Consider the following 17345-nt stretch of genomic DNA (forward strand, 5'->3'; position numbering starts at 1 on the left):
CAGTAAAGAACCAATATCAAATTAATGAAAAAGTGTTAAATTTAATATGGATAGGTGTTTTATATATGTCTCATTTGGCTAGGTCAGTTCAGTCTTCCGCTTCTTTCTTAATTTGCTTCTTGTAATAGTATCTCAAACTGCTCTCTCACCTGAGGCACAGAGAGACCAACAATAATCTGGATAGCCTTACCGTTCCTTACCACTCCATGTGCTCCTGCAGCCTGAAAAGCACTGTCTGACTGTAATTTATTCTCGTCTTTTACTGTAACCCTTAATCTGGTTGCACAATTCATAACATCTTCAATATTTCCAGCTCCCCCAAGTGCTTCTAGGAAGCTTAGAGCTTTATCAGAGAAACCAGCTCCTCCATTAGCAGACGCAATCTTTTTCTCTTCCTGCTTCTCTTTAAAGTCTTTTTTAGAATATAATTTCGTTTCAGATATACTATCCTGTTCTCTTCCTGGCGTTGCAATATTTAATTTTACAATCAACGTTCGGAATACAAAATAATAGATAAATGTAAACACTAGCCCAATGCCAATTTGAAGTAAATAGGTTGATCCGTGTGATGAAAATAGCGGAATCCAGTTATTACTTGCTATTTCAATTAAACCACCTGTCATTAATCCTGTTATTCCAAATGCATACATGGTTGCTGACATCGTAGCAGCTAAAAGAGCGTGTATTCCAAAAAGCAATGGTGATATGAATAAAAAAGTAAATTCAAGCGGCTCTGTTATCCCTGCCACTACTGCCGTTAAAGTTGCTGGTATTAATAGTGACGCAACCAATTTCTTTTTCTCTGGCTTGGCAGTTGCATAAAGAGCCAATGCGATTCCAGGCATAGCGAAGATTTTAGCATTGCCGTACATAGCAAATCCACCTTCTGGGAATAACGCCTTCAATGATTGGGTAGAAGCAGCAAAATCCGTTAAATGTTCAATCCAATAAATTTTAATTCCGCCTTCAATAATAGCTGGTCCATAAATAAATGGTGTCCAGATAAAATGATGAAGACCTGTTGGAAGTAATATTCTTTCTAAGAATGTATATAACCATACTCCTACAACTCCTGCTCCTCCTAAAAACGATTGCATGGATGAAATTCCTGTTTGAACCATCGGCCAAAAATAAGAAGTAACTATAGCTAAAGGAATCATTACAAAAAATCCGATAATCACTACATAAGATGTACCTTGAAAAATACCTAACCAATCTGGCAATTTTTTATCGAAGTAACGATTGTGTATAAAGACCACAATCGACGAAATCAGGATAGCTCCAATAATATTTGTATCTAATGTTTTTATTCCTGCGATTGTTGTCAATCCAGTTCCTGATCCAACTTCTGCTGAGAAATCAACTCCAAAATTACTTCCCCACACTGTTAATATTGCATTAATAAAATAATTAAAAGTAAGATACGTAATAAGTGCTTCCATACAAGCCCGTGCATGAGCCTTTTTAGCTAATGCAATGGGAATTCCAATTGCAAATAACAATGGCATTTGTCTCAATACAGCCCAAGCACCTTCGCCAATAATAAACCAACATTGGTACCAAATACTTTCGGGATCTGCTAACGAACCCATAATTAATGGATTTTTAAAAAGGATTGTTAACCCAATTACTACACCAGCAAATGGAAAAAGCAGAACTGGTACATATAATGCACCGCCAAAACGCTGAACTTTTTGCATCATCACTCAAAACCTCCCAATTATTTTATGTAATTTTCAGATTATAAAATTTGCTAACGCTTTCATGTGTTAATATTAGCTTATTATAACCTCATTGAATATACGAAGTAAGCAAATTGCACCTAATCACTACTTTTGTGTTTTTTCACACCAAGTAAGAATTTTCCCACATAATGAACTTTATTACTTCAAAATTAAACATATATTGTAAATATGAATTTTAGACTGGAGTCCTGTACATGTTACAAAAAATGAATGCTTTTCTTGGAAAGTGGATGCCGCTGTTAACCCCTGTGAGTGTAGTCATAGGTGTATTACTAGCTGGTGTATTGAATCATGTTGCTTTCTTAGTACCATGGATTTTTGCGGTTATGACTTTTGTAGGTAGCCTGACATCTAACTTTAAATCGGTGAAATATACAATTACTCACCCGCTATCTTTACTGTTAACACTGGCAATTCTTCATATCATCACTCCTTTATGGGCTTTTATGATCGGACATCTATTTTTCCAAGGGGATGCCTATACCATTACCGGTCTTACTTTAGCGGTTGTTATTCCAACTGGGATTACAAGTGTTATTTGGGTTAGCCTATATAAAGGAAATATTGCACTAACGCTAGCTATTATCTTGCTCGACACCCTGCTTTCTCCATTTCTTGTGCCTTTGAGTATGAGTCTATTCGTTGGAGAGGCTGTACAGCTAGAGGTTTGGGGAATGATGAAGGGGCTACTTGGAATGATTGTTTTGCCCTCGATTGCTGGTATGGCTTTTAATCAATTTTCAAAGGAAAAAGCAAAAGTATGGAATCAGACACTTTCTCCCTTTTCCAAAATTGGCTTAGCGCTTGTTGTTAGTATTAATAGTTCTGTCGTGGCCCCTTACTTGCGGAATATTGATAAAAAGTTTTTTCAAGTGGCACTTACTGTTTTTATCATTGCATTATCTGGTTACCTTTTTGCTTGGATATTAGGAATTTTAACGAAACGAAGCAAAGAGGAGATCATTGCCATGATTTATTCTGGGGGCATGAGAAATATTAGTGCGGGGGCAGTGCTAGCTGTAAGCTTCTTCCCACCTGCAGTGGCCGTTCCCGTTGTTATCGGCATGCTATTCCAACAAATTTTAGCAGCGTTATATGGCTACTTCATCAAAATAGTGTATGAGAAACCTTTCATTGGAAAAGTCAAGGAAGGGAAAATGTTGTGAATTCATTCAAAAGAAAAATGGGTAACTCTTTCTATAGAGAAAGTTACCCTACTTTTTCATTTCCATAATTCTCCTTTTAAATCCATCTCTCCTTTTTTCATCCCTGAAACAAAAGGATGCCCTTTTACATAGTATCGTAACGGTTTTGAAGTCCACTCTTCTTTATTGGGAATACCGATTCTTGCTGATTCTTCTATTTGTAATGGTTTTTTTCCATCCGTAATAAATAATGACGTTCCATTTATTACATTTCCATCTAAAGCTTTTGTGATTTCCATTGCTTTCGTTAATTTCCCAGGGCCATTACAGATTGTTACCCCTTTTGTTTTTCGATTACGTTCCATCCATTCTATTCCGCCAAGGGGTTCAATTGCTCGAATCAGGACAGCCTGCGGATCACCCACTTTTTTTGTTACAATATTTAGCATCTGATGGGTATGCATTGTGTAAATATAAATTGTCCCCCCTATTTTATACATGGATTCTAACCTAGGGGTGCGTCTTCCAGCATAACTATGACAAGCCATATCCTCCACCCCAATATAAGCCTCTGTCTCCACAATATAACCACTATACGAATGAGTCGGCGTCTGGTGAATAAGAATCTTTCCTAACAGTTTTCTTGCAATGTCTTCTGTTGGCTGGTTTATGTAATCAATCATTGTCCGTCTCCTCAATTATTTCTTACTAGTATACATTTCTTTTCCCCCAAAAAGAAAGAATCATCCCTTTGATTATAGAGATGATTCCATTTCTTCTGAATACCTATTGCTCAATAAGTTCTTTCTTTTTCGCTAAAGCAGCTAATCCTGCCTGATTCAATGTGTTCCACGGTTTATTAAAATGTGGTTGGAAGAAGAAATCGATAAATCCTAATTCTTCGATTGTCATTTTCGTTTGAATACATACAGATAATGTGTTCATCATCTGAGTAACATCTGCTTTTGAAATCAATTGTGCTCCTAAAATGTTTCTAGTCTCTTTATGGAAAAGAACTTTTAAGCGAATTTCATGGAATGTTGGCATAAATTCAGGGCGATCATTATCAATAACTTCTACTACTTCATAAGGAATATTATTATGCTTTGCAGTTACTTCTGTTAAACCAGTCGATGCCATATTCAATCCAAAAATATGCAATCCTGAAGTCCCTTGTGTCCCCATATACTTCAATGGATGCCCCGCAATATTGTGTCCTACTAATGTTCCCATTCGAACAGCATTTGTCGCAAGAGGGATATATACTTTTTCTCCTGTTGGATTGTAATTAACCGCACAGCTATCACCTGCTGCATAAATATCTGGGTTGCTTGATTGCATATATTCATTAATCTTAATCGCACCGTTAGGTAATATATCTACTTTTCCTTTTAAAAGATTCGTATTTGGTCTAAAGCCGACACATAGGATAACTAAATCTGTTTCATATTCCCCTTTAGTTGTGTAAACCTTTGTTACTTTTCCTTGGTCATTTCCTTCAAATTTTGTTACCGTTTGTTGTAAAGCTAAGTTAATATTGCGCTCTGCAAATTCAGCCTCTACCACCTCTGTAAATTCTTGATCTAAATACTTATTTAAGATGCGATCTTCGCTATCAATTAATGTTACGTTTTTTCCATTTAATGCAAATGCTTCTACTAACTCTACACCAATATATCCAGCTCCAATTACTGTCACGTTCTTAACATTCTTGGATCGCTCAATAATTTCATTTGCTTGATTATAGTTTTTTGATAGCAAAATATTATCTAAGTTAATGCCATCGATTGGTGGAATAATTGGCCAAGAGCCTGTTGTCATCACCAATTTATCATAATGATCAATCTTTTCTTCCCCTGTAGTTAAGTCTTTCACATGTACTTCCTTGTTTACTGTATCAACCTCTAATACTTCATGCTCCATATGCATAGTTGCTCCAAGAGATTTCAGTTCTTCTGGTGAGGAATAAAATAATTGACTAGCATCCTTTGCCACACCACCGACATATAAAGCAATTCCACAGGATAAAAAGGAAACATTGTTGTTTTTTTCATAAACTGTTATATCTATGTTTTTATTTAAATTAGCTAGCGTTTTTACTGCTGCTGTTCCAGCATGTGTACATCCAATTACAACTACTTTCATCGTTTAAAAACTCCTTTTGTAATAGATTATAATGTGAAAAACTTCACTTATTTAGTGAAAAAAATCACATATATTGTGATAGAATTCACATTTCGTTCACACCTTTATTATACATCGAATATTTCTTATTGCAACTATTTTGTGATAGAATTCACAAGAAAATTATCCCTTCCTATATTGCCCTAACTTTTTTGTATCATTCTTCACACATTAAAAGAGTCGCCTTAAACTGGCGACTCTTTTAATCATCAAATATTACTGCACTCGCATAGCCAAATCTCCTGTTTTCACCCAACCAACTCGAAGAATGACGAAATACAGAGGTAGTGTAATCACGATTGGAAGGACCATCCCTACTGCCACATAGATTAAGAATCCCTGTAATCCTTGTGTGGCTAAAATACTGATTGGGGCAATTAAAGAATTTAATCCTAATCCAGCCAATTCATACGTTGTCGTGAACCCAAATCCTAATGTAGCAATAGGGGCACAAATAACAGCTGCTACAAAAGGTGGAATGATTAATAGCGGATTTTTCACCAAATTCGGAAATTGCACTTTCGGTGTGATGATCGATTGAGCAAGAAATCCTCCTAAATCATTTTGGCGCAGAGACATTGCTGTAAATCCGACAAATTGTACGGTACAACCAATTAATGCTGCTGCACTTGAAACGGGATCCATTTGTAACGCGATTGCTAGTGCTGCAGATGATGCAGGAGTCATTAGTAAGATGCTCCATACTAACGAGATAACCATTGGTGCTACTAATGGAGAACCTTGAACGGAAGTCGTAATCTGGGCACTAATCCATTCCAACAATGGTGTTGTTACTGCTGCTAATCCAACTCCAGCCATACCTCCAACTAAGATTGCTGCAGCTGGAATTGCTACCATATCTAAGATAGTTTTTCCATTCACCCATTTACCAACATATGTTGCTACAACTGCAGCTAATACTGCACTAATTGGCTGTCCTGGAACCAATACCATTCCAGCATCTGTTGCATGTAAGGCATTTCCGCCAATGGTGCTACAGACCATTGCACTAAAAATTACTAATGTGTTTCCGCCTAATTGATAAGCAATTCCTGCTCCAAATGCAGGTGCTAGCAATACTTTTGCTACACCGCCAATGTGGATTAATACATCCCAGCCAAATGCTTTACCAATCGACTCCAACAGCAATCCCATTCCCAATGTAACAAGAACTGCATTAGACATTCCTGCTGAAGCTTTATACATTCGTTCCATAAAATACTCTTTGTTTTTCATCGTTCTCTTCTCCTCTATTAAAAAATAATTCTATATAATAAATTTAAAAGACTGTTTTCACCTATCTTGTTTTTTGATAGAAGTGGGTTTACACCATACTCGCAATTTCAAATAATTATAGAAGCAACAATCTTTACAAACAGCCAATAAAAACAAAAAAAACCTGTCCAATATTGGATAGGCACCTTCAAGTCTTTCAAACTGTTTAGCGCCTTGTTTTTTAATAACAAAAACTGGACTAAACAATTCCCGGTATAATAAAGAGGGATCATTTAATCCTAAGAGCATAATATGAGTATAATAATCGGTAATGTATTTGCTTTGATCTTCATGATATGCTCCTCCTAAACCGTTTAATTAGTGTGTAGTTATAATATCACCAATATTCTGAAAATGTAAATAATTATTTTATTTCAGAATATATTAAAGCGTTATCATTAAAATCAGAATGTAAAATTGTTTTTTTATTTGTGGATAAAATGATTAGTATTTCAGATAAACATGATCGATTTGAAGGATAGAATGGATATTATTTAATAAAATGAAGTTTTGTCAGAATATTTAACACAAAAAAAGAGTGGCTAGCCACTCTTAGATAATTTCTGTATTCTTTGTTTCTTTTCCGAAGAAAAGTACAACTGCAGCACCAATTAAAACAGCGATACAAAAAATGGTAAAGATAGATGGAATCGATACATTTTGTGCTGTTAAGTAAGGCACTAATAAAGGTCCTAAGATTCCGCCAACTCTTCCTATAGCTGCTGCCATCCCTGCACCTGTTCCCCGAACCTTCGTTGAATATTGTTCCGGCGTATAGGCATAAAGAGCTCCCCATGCTCCTAAATTGAAGAAGGACAAAAGAATTCCTGACGTAAGTAACATTGCTGTGCTATCAGCCAGCCCAAACATAAACGCACTTCCTGCTGTACCAACTAAAAATAATACTAGTACAAATTTTCTTCCTGCCTTTTCAATTAGATAGGCTGCAACTGCATAGCCTGGTAATTGTGCTAATGTCATAATCAAAACATATTCAAAGCTCTTAATCATACTAAAACCTTGTGAAACCATTACACTTGGAAGCCATAAAAACATTCCGTAATAAGAGAACACTACACAAAACCATAAAATCCATAGTGTTGCCGTTTGCTTCCGGTTTTCCTTTGACCAAACTGCTTGCATGCTTTCTTTAATCGTTAATTTCTTTTCTTTATCTACTTTTAAAAATTTCGGTGAGTCTGGTAAATGCAATCGTAAATAGATGGCATAAAATGCTGGAAGTACGCTAATTAATAATGCTGCTTGCCATCCATACTTTGGAATAACAAAATAGGAAATTACCGCTGCAAGTAACCAGCCAAAAGCCCAAAAGCTTTCAAGTAGTACTACCACTCTTCCTCGCTTTTCCTTTGGAACACTTTCCGCAACTAGTGTAGATGCTACCGGCAATTCTCCACCAAGTCCCATTCCAATAAAGAAACGTAGGATTAAAAAGATTGCTAATGAACTAGTGAAAGCTGACAATCCACTTCCAATCGAAAATAATAACAAGGTTATCATAAATACATGTTTTCTTCCTACTCTATCTGCCATTAACCCAAAAACAAGAGCTCCGACTGCCATTCCAATGGAATTCATGCTGCCTATCCAGCCCATTTCTTTTACCGTTAATCCCCAATCTGCTTGGAGTGCAGTAATAATAAAGGAAAGCATTCCGACATCCATTGCATCGAACATCCACCCTAGCCCTGCAATACCAAGCACTTTTCTATTTGATATTTCCTTTTTCATTTTATTCCTCCCAGTTTTTTCTTAGGCTTCCCATATGTATCCTATTTATGAAAACTATCTACTATAATAACACTTGTCAAGACATCCATCATTACATTTCATCTATTTTCTCCAAAATTTTTTAAAAGATTAATCAGTCATTAATTACTCTTTAAAGGCTATTTCCCAGTGGTAAATAATGGACTGATTCCATAAATAAATCCATAAATATAGGGTAAAAAAGCGTAACTATTACTTTATTCAAGATTTTTGAAAAATTCCCTAAAAAATTTAGTGTTTTTCTCTTTACTTTCTTCTAAATAAGCATAAAATGGTTCTTATGTTTGCAATTATTAAATGTAAAGGGGAGCTTAACTGTTGAGCGTTTCAACATCAAAAATACAAAATCAGTCTCTTTTTAATATATCTTGGCCATTGTTTATTGAACTTGCTTTACACATGGGGATGGGAGTTACCGCTACTTTAATGTTAAGCCATTATTCAGATGGCGCAGCTGCAGGGGTTGGGGTTGCCAATCAACTTCTTGGAATTTTTATCCTTGTCTTTAATGTAACATCTATCGCCGCTATGATTTTAATTGGACAAAAACTAGGAGCTAATGAGCTTCACAAAGCTAGAAGATTTTCCCGTTCTGCAGTTGGTCTAAACTTCTGGTTTGGAATAATAATCGCAGCCCTCGTTGTTGTCTTCGGTGAACATTTATTACAACTTTTTGATATACGCGGTGAAGTATTAGAATACGGATTAATATTTGTTCGTATATGTGGTGCATCCCTCTTCTTAGAATCTCTCTCTCTTGCACTTAGTGCTGTATTAAGAAGCCACGGTTTTACAAAAGAATCCATGATCGTTAGTGTTTTAATGAATGTGATAAGTTTGGTAGGTTATGCTATCAGTATTTTGGGCATTTTTGGTTTACCTATTACAGGTGTAATCGGGGTTTCCTGGACGATTGTTGTTGCTAGAGCATTTGCTGTTCTCGTCTTGGTTTATCTTGTTTATAAAAGAATTGCTTTAACTTTTTCCGTAAAAGATTTTATTAAAGTTAATAAACAAGACATTCGTGACATGCTATATATTGGAATTCCTTCCGCTGGTGAAAATTTATCTTATCAATTTTCGCAGTTAATGATCACTGCAATCGTTGCATCATTTGGAGATGCTTCTTTAGCGGCAAGAGTATATATTAGTAATATCTCTATGATCTGCTACTTATTTACTTTGGCTATTGCTGAGGGTACTCAGCTTCTTGTTGCTCGATATATTGGCGGAAAGCAATTTGACCGTGCCCTACAACGCGGGATCAAGACACTTAGACTTGCCATGATGATATCCTTAGCTGCAGCATTGGTAATGGCCATTATCGGTCAACCTATTTTAGAGCTATTTACAAACAACTATGAAATTATTGCTATCGGCTTGCCAATTTTATGGGCAGTTGTATTTACAGAGCCGGGTAGAGCAATGAATATTGTCTTAATGAGTTCTTTAAAATCTTCTGGAGATGTACGTTTCCCTGTCATAATTGGCATTATTTCTATGTGGGGAATCGCCGTTACACTGAGCTATGCCTTAGGAATTACATTAGGATTAGGATTACTAGGAGTTTGGCTTGCTCAAGGGATGGATGAATGGTTCAGAGGCATATTCGCCTTTAGACGTTGGAAATCAAAGCCTTGGGAAAGAGTAAGGGTTAATCGCGCAATGAAGGAGCATGCATAATTCATTTTTTCATAAGAGGCTGGGATATAAACATTTCAGCTAACAATAAACACGAACGTTTATGTGATAAGTCCGCATAATCGTTCGTGTTTTTATTTTAGAAAAGGGGTTAAAAATGAAATGAACTGGAGTGGAGGACGATCGACTCCTGCGGGAAATAGAGACGCTTTAGACCCCGCAGCGCAATGGAAGAGGGCACTGAAAAAGTCTAGTTCTCCAAATTAAATGAGGTTTATTTATTTGAAAGCAAATAATAAGTTGGTTTGGAGAGGTGTCCGCTCGACTCCTACGGGAGATGCGAGAAAGTCCGAGACCCTGCAGGAGCGTAGCGACGAAGCGGCTCGGCGCTCGCCCCGGTGAGTCGTGCGGTAAGCCTCGGAAAACAAAAGCCTACACTAAGTTAGAATGGTTTGGTAACTACCGATTCACCAGGTAATTCACTTTTTCAGTGGCCTCGCAATGGAACGACTTAAGTTTTTACACCTGACCATACTTAAAAACATAGATAACCATCTTGAGAAAGTAGCTTTATTTAAGAGCTAAATTAGAGATTGTTCGTCTTTAAAGATTAGGTATTTAGTTTTATCCTAGCCTCTTTTTTGTTTTGCTATCAAATTAGTTATCCGCAAATCTTTCTCCTCCGACTTTTTCCCTAATTATTGAATTTTTTCAAATTAGGTATTGAAAAGCGCTTTCATACCGATTATAATACAACTAAACCGGTTTACTAAATCGTTTTATGCGAGGTGTAATGTTAAATGGCAGAAATATATATTCCTCTAAATTCTTTATTTGCTGAAAAAATAACAATGAAAGACCTACTTCAAGCTATTTCAATCGTTGGAAAATCAAAAGCATCTGGAATTGAAATTAGAAGAGAGTTATTAAAGGAAAAGGAATTACTATCTATCTTAAAAAATATACAACCCATTCTTCACAAAGCTAACTTAGCTACCGTTTACTCCGCTCCTGTTCCCGTTTGGAATAGCACAGGGTCAGTAAACGAACAGGCACTTCAAACTATCTTTGAAGAAAGTAACTGTATTTCAGCAAAATGGGTGAAGCTTCCCTTGGGTCATTATATAGAGGATAAGTCAGATCTCCAATCATTATGGCAGATTTTAAAGAACCATCCAAATGTCACTTTATTAGTAGAAAATGACCAAACGTTGGAAGGAGGAAAAATACAGCCACTAGCATCCTTTTTTGAAAACGTTTCTAAAATAGATATTCCAGTGAGCATGACATTTGATATCGGTAATTGGGCGTTTCAAAACGAAGATGCTTATGAAGCTTTTCAAATTTTCCAACCCTTTATTTTCTATCTTCATTTGAAGCATGTATGTAAAGAGGATAATCATTTTTTTACCGTGTCTTTACCAATTGAACAAGACGCTTATTGGCGACAGTTCGATCAATGGATTCCAGCCTCGATTCCGAGAGCATTAGAGTTTTCCTTAGAGAGATCTTTAGAGGAAATGAATAAATATATAGATATTGTTCAAACAAATCAAAGGAGGGAAAATTCACATGCAATCAATTGATGTTATTACCTTCGGTGAGGCAATGGCTATGTTTATTGCTGATTCTTGTGGCCCATTACATGAGATAAATCACTATACAATGGAACTTGCAGGAGCGGAAACAAATGTGGCAATAGGCTTAGCTAAATTAGGCTACCATGCAAGCTTTGTAAGTAAAGTAGGTGCAGATGCCTTCGGAAAATTTATAATGGAGAAATTACAGAAACATCATGTTCAAGTAGATCAAATCCTAACAGACACCCTTTTTCCAACAGGCTTTCAATTAAAATCACGTGTGACACAAGGGGATCCAGAAGTACAATACTTTCGAAAAGGTTCTGCTGCAAGCCATCTATCTATTTCAGACTTTAATGAGCGCTACTTCCAAAAGGCAAAACACTTGCATATGACAGGCATCCCATTAGCACTTTCTTCTGATACTAGAAATTTTGCCAAACATGCGTTAAGCTTTTTTAAAAACAACGCTAAAAAGGTCTCTTTTGATCCAAACCTAAGACCAAAGCTCTGGAAGACCGAAAAGGAAATGGTAGATACCATTAACTTCTTTGCTAAACAAGCCAACTATGTTTTACCAGGATTAGAAGAAGGCATCAAACTAACAGGCTTTGAAAAACCTAGCGATATCGCCTCCTACTACTTAGATGCTGGAGTGGAATTAGTGATTATCAAACTAGGTGAAAAGGGTGCCTACTATAAATCAGCAAAAGAAGAAGCCATAATCAATGGCTACCCGGTAGAAAAAATAGTCGATACCGTTGGAGCAGGTGACGGTTTTGCTGTTGGAGTAATAAGCGGTATATTAGAAAACCTTCCTGTAGAAGAGTCTGTTCAACGAGGAAATGCCATTGGAGCATTAGCCGTTCAATCGCTTGGTGATAATACTGGATATCCAGATAAGCAAGAACTCGTGCATTTTATAAACAATCAATCTCAAAGGAGTGTAAGAATATGAATACCCTTTCTAAAAAAAGATGGATTCGCCTTATCCCGATTGTTTTTATTACCTATAGCTTAGCTTATTTAGACAGAGCGAATTATAGCTTTGGAGCTGCTGGTGGCCTGGCTGAGGATCTAAATATTACAGCAGCTACCTCTTCCCTCCTTGGTGCATTATTCTTTTTAGGCTATTTCTTCTTTCAAATTCCAGGGGCTCATTACGCAGAGAATAAGAGTGCGAAAAAGCTCGTATTTTGGGCGCTAATTCTTTGGGGCTTCTTAGCAACTGCAACTGGTCTTATTTCAAATGTCAAAATATTATTCGTTATCCGCTTTAGCTTAGGCGTAGTGGAAAGTGCCGTTATGCCTGCTATGTTAGTATTTTTAAGTCATTGGTTTACAAAAGCAGAACGTTCTCGAGCAAATACCTTTTTAATTCTAGGAAATCCAGCAACTGTATTATGGATGAGCATCGTATCTGGCTATATTCTTGAATCCCTCGGTTGGAGATGGATGTTTATTTTAGAAGGCTTACCTGCCGTTATTTGGGCATTTCTATGGTGGAAACTAGTAAATGATCATCCAAAAGATGCAAAATGGCTTAACGAAGACGAAAAGGCTGCCATTAATCACGCGTTGTCAGAAGAACAAAAGGAACTAAAACCTGTAAAAGACTATCGCGAAGCATTTAAATCAAAGACTGTTATTCTTCTTAGTCTTCAATATGCACTTTGGAGCATCGGCGTATACGGCTTTGTTATGTGGCTTCCTACTATTATTAATTCAGCACCAAATGCAAGTATCGTAACAACTGGTTGGCTTGCATCGATTCCTTATGTGTTAGCATGTGTTCTTATGTTAGCGGTTTCCTATTTCTCTGATAAATATCAAAATCGCAAGCTATTTGTATATCCATTTCTCTTGATAGGAGCAATCTGCTTTTATGGCTCTTATTTAATTGGCACAAGCAATTTCTGGCTATCCTTTATTCTCCTTTCCATTGCTGGAGGAGCAATGTATGCCCCTTATGGTCCGTTCTTTGCCATCATTCCAGAAATGCTTCCTAGAAATGTCTCTGGAGGAGCCATGGCTTTGATTAACAGTATGGGTGCACTAGGATCTTTTGCTGGAGCATATATTGTTGGCTATTTAAATGATGTAACAGGCGGCTTTGGAGCTTCCTATAATTTTATGGCAATCTCCTTATTATTGTCTGCTATTTTAACAATCATTGCGACAAAAAAGGAAAAGAATGTGCTAGAAAAGAAACCAAAATTAGCACAGCGAGCCTTACATGACTAATTTTTAAGCGTTTTCCTCTTTCCCTTTCCATGTATGAACAGATTGTTTTATACTAGAACAAGAATCTATTAATGTAGTGAGAGAGGAAAACAAATGGCGAAAGTAACCATGGCAGATGTAGCAAATTATGCTGGTGTTTCCAAGAGCACCGTTTCCCAATATATCAATAAACGTTATGAGTACATGGGAGAAGACACAAGAGAAAAAATTAAGCTTGCAATTGAAGAACTAGGATATCACCCTAATTATATCGCACGTAGCCTTAAACAAAAAAAGACTTCCATGATCGGGATTATTGTAGCAGATATTGTACATCGTTTTTCAACTGAAATCTGCCGTTCCATTGAAGATTATTGCTTTGAGCATGACTATCAGGCGATTATTTGTAATGCTGACAATAATCCTGCAAAGGAAAGAACGTATATAGAAACATTGCGTGCCAAACAGGTAGATGGTCTTATTATTTTTCCAACAGGGCAAAACACAGATATTTATGCAAAAATGATTGAAGAAGATTATCCAGTCGTATTTATGGATAGAGATATACCGGGAATAGAAGCACCCTTTATTCTTTCCACAAACGTTGATTCTAGCTTTCAAGCTATCCAGCTATTTTTGGAAAATGGACATACAAATATCGCTATTTTGACACAGCCATTAACTATTTCTACAAGAAAGGAAAGAATGGATGGGTATAAAAAAGCTTTGCAAGCATACTCGATAGATATTTGTGAGGACTATATCATCAGCTCTGAAATAGAAAATGTGAAAACCGCATTGTCTAAGCTTTTTCAGAAGGAAAATCCACCAACAGCAATTTTAGCCGGAAACGATTTAGTGTTTTTAGAGACTTTAGCATTTTTACAGGAAAATCACTTCCGTATTCCGGAAGATGTTTCCCTTATTGTATTTGATAATTTTCCTTTTGCCCATCTTTCCAATCCTCCCATGACCATCATTGCACAACCGGCTTTTGAAATGGGAAGAAAAGCAACCGAGGTACTTCTTAAAGAAATCAATAAGGAATCCTATCAAAAGGAAAAAATTATCTATCCATGTGAGTTGATTGTAAGACAATCATCGATCAAAAAGATTTAATAGTATTGGGGAATGGGGAGTGTTCCTTCAAGTTCTCATGATTGTTTGAATATTACGCTTCCCCGCCCTACAATCTAAATCATAAAAAATTTTTTCTTTTCGATAAATCGGTTTAGTAACAAAAGAAAGGACTGTTCATTCAAATGAAAATTCAATTGGCTTTAGATCGCTTAACAATTCCAGAAGCAATTCGCTTAACCAGTTTAGTAGAACCAGATATTGATTGGATCGAAGTAGGAACCTCTCTAATCAAAGAATTTGGTATGGAAAGTATTCGAGAAATGAAAAAGGTATTTCCTCATAAAACCATTCTTGCTGACACGAAAACAATGGACAATGCTAAATATGAAGCGGAGATTAGCTTCACTGCTGGAGCAGATATTATCACTGTTATGGGAACTGCCCCAAAAGTAACCATTGAAACCTGCATAGAGATCGCTAAAATTTATCAAAAAAGAGTGATGATTGATTTATTAAACACGTCCAGTGAACAGCTAAAGTCACTTCTCACGATTGAAGATGCTATTTTTTGCTTACATATCAGTAAGGATGAACAAGAATTAAGTGGGAAAAACGAATGGAAAAATAGCCAGATTCTAGCCGCATATCCAACTTCTTCACACACAATCGCAGCGGCAGGAGGAATAACAATAGATTCTTTACCACAGCTTCTTGCAGATGGTATCGATATAGCTATCATTGGCTCTGCTATTACAAAAGCGGTCAACCCATCAGAAGCAGCAAGACAATTTAAACAACTAGCAAGAGGAGGCGTTTATATTAATGAGTAAGCTTACTGCTATTCAACAGGAAATCCAACTCGTTCTATCACAGGTTGATGAAAAATTATTAATAGAGGCAGCTGCTTTAATCAGAGGAAAAAAGAGGATTTTTGTTGTCGGAGAAGGTAGATCTGGTTTAATGGCCAAATCCTTTGCCATGCGATTAATGCATTTAGGTGCAACTGTGTACGTAGTGGGAGAGACCATTACCCCTTCTATCTCCAGTGAAGATATGTTAATTGCTATCTCTGGTTCTGGTAAAACAAAATCGGTCATATGGACGGCTGAAACAGCCCATAAACTAGGTTGTAGCGTTTTAGTCTTAACTACTGATCCTAGCTCCCCACTTGTGGAAGAAGCAACGGATACAATCTGTATTCCCGCAAGCACAAAATATCGAAAGGCAACAGAGGCGAAATCTATACAGCCTCTTGGTTCTTTGTTCGATCAATGTGCCCATATTGTTTTTGATGCTATTTGTCTAAACTTTGCTGAGATAAATGCGATTGGATTTGAGGAAGCCTTTAAGCGCCATAGTAATATGGAATAATAAATTTTCTCTTTTGAAAGAAGGAAGACTACATCCATTCTGCAGTCTTCCTTTTTTTCTCTAGGCATCAAGAACAGTCGATCCTCGAACAATAAGCTTCGGTTCAAAAATATGTTTCCCTTGATTTTTATTTCGTTCATTTATTTTCTTTAGAAGCATACGGGCACAAGCTTCGCCCATTTCCATTAACGGCTGTTTGATTGTTGTGATTGTAGGAGAAGAAATTCTATCTAAAAATACACCGTCAAATCCGGTTACAACATAATCTTCTGGCACACTTTTTCCAGTCTTCTGTATTGCACGAATCACACCTGTAGCAATACGATCAGAAGCGCAAACAAATCCAACTTGCCCCTTTTTCTTCGTTAAGAAATCGGATACTTTTGCCTCTGCCTCTCTTGAGCTGTTTTTCACTCTTAAAATTACCCCTTCTGCATGTATTTCGGCGAGTGCTTCCATAAATCCGGCCTCACGAAGCTGTTCAAAGGGCTCTTCCTCGTCAATTCCAATAAAAACAAGCTGTTCATATCCTAATTCTAAAATATGTTTTGTCGTAACATAGGTACCTTTTTTATTATCCACATCAACAAAGTCGTATCCATGCAAATTCTCGCCAAATAAGACGACTGGAATTGCTAATTTTCCGATAAAAGGATAATCGGGCTCCCTCATCCCTGTAACAATAATACCATCACATTTTCCTATATTAAGTGACGTCCTTGTTACAAGCTGCAAGGAATAATGATTCTTATCCAGTTCTCGGCTCATACCTGTTAATAAATTCATATAATAAGGTTCAACCGTGTCCATTTCCTCTAAAATTAATAATTTTATCACTTGTGTTCGATTATTAACCAAAGCCCTTGCTGCATAATTAGGGACATAATTTAACTCCTGCATTGCTTGATATACTAGCTGCTTTAATTCATCTGTCACTTGCTCTGGATGGTTTAATACTCTTGATACAGTCATTTTCGAGACATTTGCTTTCTTTGCCACATCTGAAAGTGTTGCCAAAGGAACTCCCCCAGTATTTATATAATTTATTCACACACAAATTGTAAGCGGTTAATCACTCTACCTATTATCATAATTATTCTATAACAAAAATTCTACCCATAAAGTAATACTTCCATCAGTATCTCGTTCTTCCATCCCTACAGAAATCCGTTCAACCATTCGAACACTTTACGGCCAGTCATCATCTATCCTCTACGAAATCTTCAAAGCTTGCACTTAACTTTGAGTGAGGAGAAATAACGATTGGGTAAATATCTAAACTTTTCTACAAATATGCTTGATAAAAACAG

At 36.6% G+C, this 17345-nt stretch carries 14 protein-coding genes; 8 read left to right on the forward strand and 6 right to left on the reverse strand.

Features of this window, described 5'->3' with window-relative positions; all coding sequences use genetic code 11:
* Positions 1-107: 107 nt before the first annotated feature.
* The gene (locus tag ACTNDN_RS19030; protein ID WP_441131802.1) at positions 108-1703 is read right to left on the reverse strand and encodes an alpha-glucoside-specific PTS transporter subunit IIBC; all 1596 of its coding nucleotides are present in this window, start codon (positions 1701-1703) and stop codon (positions 108-110) included.
* A gap of 236 nt (positions 1704-1939) precedes the next feature.
* Here ACTNDN_RS19030 and ACTNDN_RS19035 point away from each other — a divergent pair, with 236 nt between their 5' ends.
* Positions 1940-2911: a bile acid:sodium symporter family protein gene (locus tag ACTNDN_RS19035; RefSeq protein ID WP_441131804.1), complete on the forward strand. Its 972-nt coding sequence runs from the start codon at positions 1940-1942 to the stop codon at positions 2909-2911.
* A gap of 56 nt (positions 2912-2967) precedes the next feature.
* On the opposite strand, the gene ACTNDN_RS19040 is transcribed toward ACTNDN_RS19035, so the two are convergent.
* From ACTNDN_RS19040 to ACTNDN_RS19055, 4 genes are all read right to left on the reverse strand, one after another.
* Positions 2968-3570 carry a DNA-3-methyladenine glycosylase gene (locus ACTNDN_RS19040; protein ID WP_031537677.1) on the reverse strand — a complete coding sequence of 201 codons (603 nt, stop codon included), beginning with the start codon at positions 3568-3570 and terminating at the stop codon, positions 2968-2970.
* Positions 3571-3676: 106 nt separating this feature from the next.
* Complete coding sequence (locus ACTNDN_RS19045; protein WP_349205096.1) at positions 3677-5035, reverse strand: FAD-dependent oxidoreductase; 1359 nt, start codon at positions 5033-5035, stop codon at positions 3677-3679.
* A gap of 255 nt (positions 5036-5290) precedes the next feature.
* Positions 5291-6310, reverse strand: a complete 1020-nt coding sequence (locus ACTNDN_RS19050) for a PTS transporter subunit IIC (protein WP_441131806.1) — start codon at positions 6308-6310, stop codon at positions 5291-5293.
* A gap of 591 nt (positions 6311-6901) precedes the next feature.
* Positions 6902-8101, reverse strand: a complete 1200-nt coding sequence (locus ACTNDN_RS19055; RefSeq protein WP_235251739.1) for an MFS transporter — start codon at positions 8099-8101, stop codon at positions 6902-6904.
* Positions 8102-8458: 357 nt separating this feature from the next.
* On the opposite strand from ACTNDN_RS19055, the gene ACTNDN_RS19060 reads away from it, so the two are divergent.
* The 7 genes from ACTNDN_RS19060 (at position 8459) to hxlB (ending at position 16035) form a co-directional block, all read left to right on the forward strand.
* The gene (locus ACTNDN_RS19060; RefSeq protein ID WP_349205094.1) at positions 8459-9823 is read left to right on the forward strand and encodes an MATE family efflux transporter; all 1365 of its coding nucleotides are present in this window, start codon (positions 8459-8461) and stop codon (positions 9821-9823) included.
* A 758-nt stretch (positions 9824-10581) separates the two neighbouring features.
* Positions 10582-11367, forward strand: coding sequence for a hypothetical protein (locus ACTNDN_RS19065; RefSeq protein WP_441131808.1), 786 nt, complete (start codon positions 10582-10584; stop codon positions 11365-11367).
* Positions 11354-12319, forward strand: a complete 966-nt coding sequence (locus tag ACTNDN_RS19070; protein ID WP_031537670.1) for a sugar kinase — start codon at positions 11354-11356, stop codon at positions 12317-12319. Before ACTNDN_RS19065 ends, ACTNDN_RS19070 begins: the two co-directional genes overlap by 14 nt.
* Entirely contained in the window at positions 12316-13605 is a 1290-nt protein-coding gene (locus ACTNDN_RS19075) for an MFS transporter (protein ID WP_441131810.1), read from the forward strand. Before ACTNDN_RS19070 ends, ACTNDN_RS19075 begins: the two co-directional genes overlap by 4 nt.
* 93 nt (positions 13606-13698) lie before the next feature.
* Complete coding sequence (locus ACTNDN_RS19080) at positions 13699-14703, forward strand: LacI family DNA-binding transcriptional regulator (RefSeq protein ID WP_349205198.1); 1005 nt, start codon at positions 13699-13701, stop codon at positions 14701-14703.
* 143 nt (positions 14704-14846) lie between these two features.
* On the forward strand, positions 14847-15494 hold the full coding sequence (hxlA, locus tag ACTNDN_RS19085) for a 3-hexulose-6-phosphate synthase (protein ID WP_031537665.1): 648 nt from the start codon (positions 14847-14849) through the stop codon (positions 15492-15494).
* Entirely contained in the window at positions 15487-16035 is a 549-nt protein-coding gene (gene hxlB, locus ACTNDN_RS19090; RefSeq protein WP_251629006.1) for a 6-phospho-3-hexuloisomerase, read from the forward strand. Before hxlA ends, hxlB begins: the two co-directional genes overlap by 8 nt.
* Before the next feature lie 60 nt (positions 16036-16095).
* Here hxlB and ACTNDN_RS19095 read toward each other — a convergent pair whose 3' ends face one another.
* Positions 16096-17052: a LacI family DNA-binding transcriptional regulator gene (locus tag ACTNDN_RS19095; RefSeq protein ID WP_441131813.1), complete on the reverse strand. Its 957-nt coding sequence runs from the start codon at positions 17050-17052 to the stop codon at positions 16096-16098.
* Positions 17053-17345: the final 293 nt, after the last annotated feature.

Source organism: Niallia sp. HCP3S3_B10 (assembly GCF_052064465.1).
In the GTDB taxonomy this organism is placed as follows: domain Bacteria; phylum Bacillota; class Bacilli; order Bacillales; family Cytobacillaceae; genus Niallia; species Niallia hominis.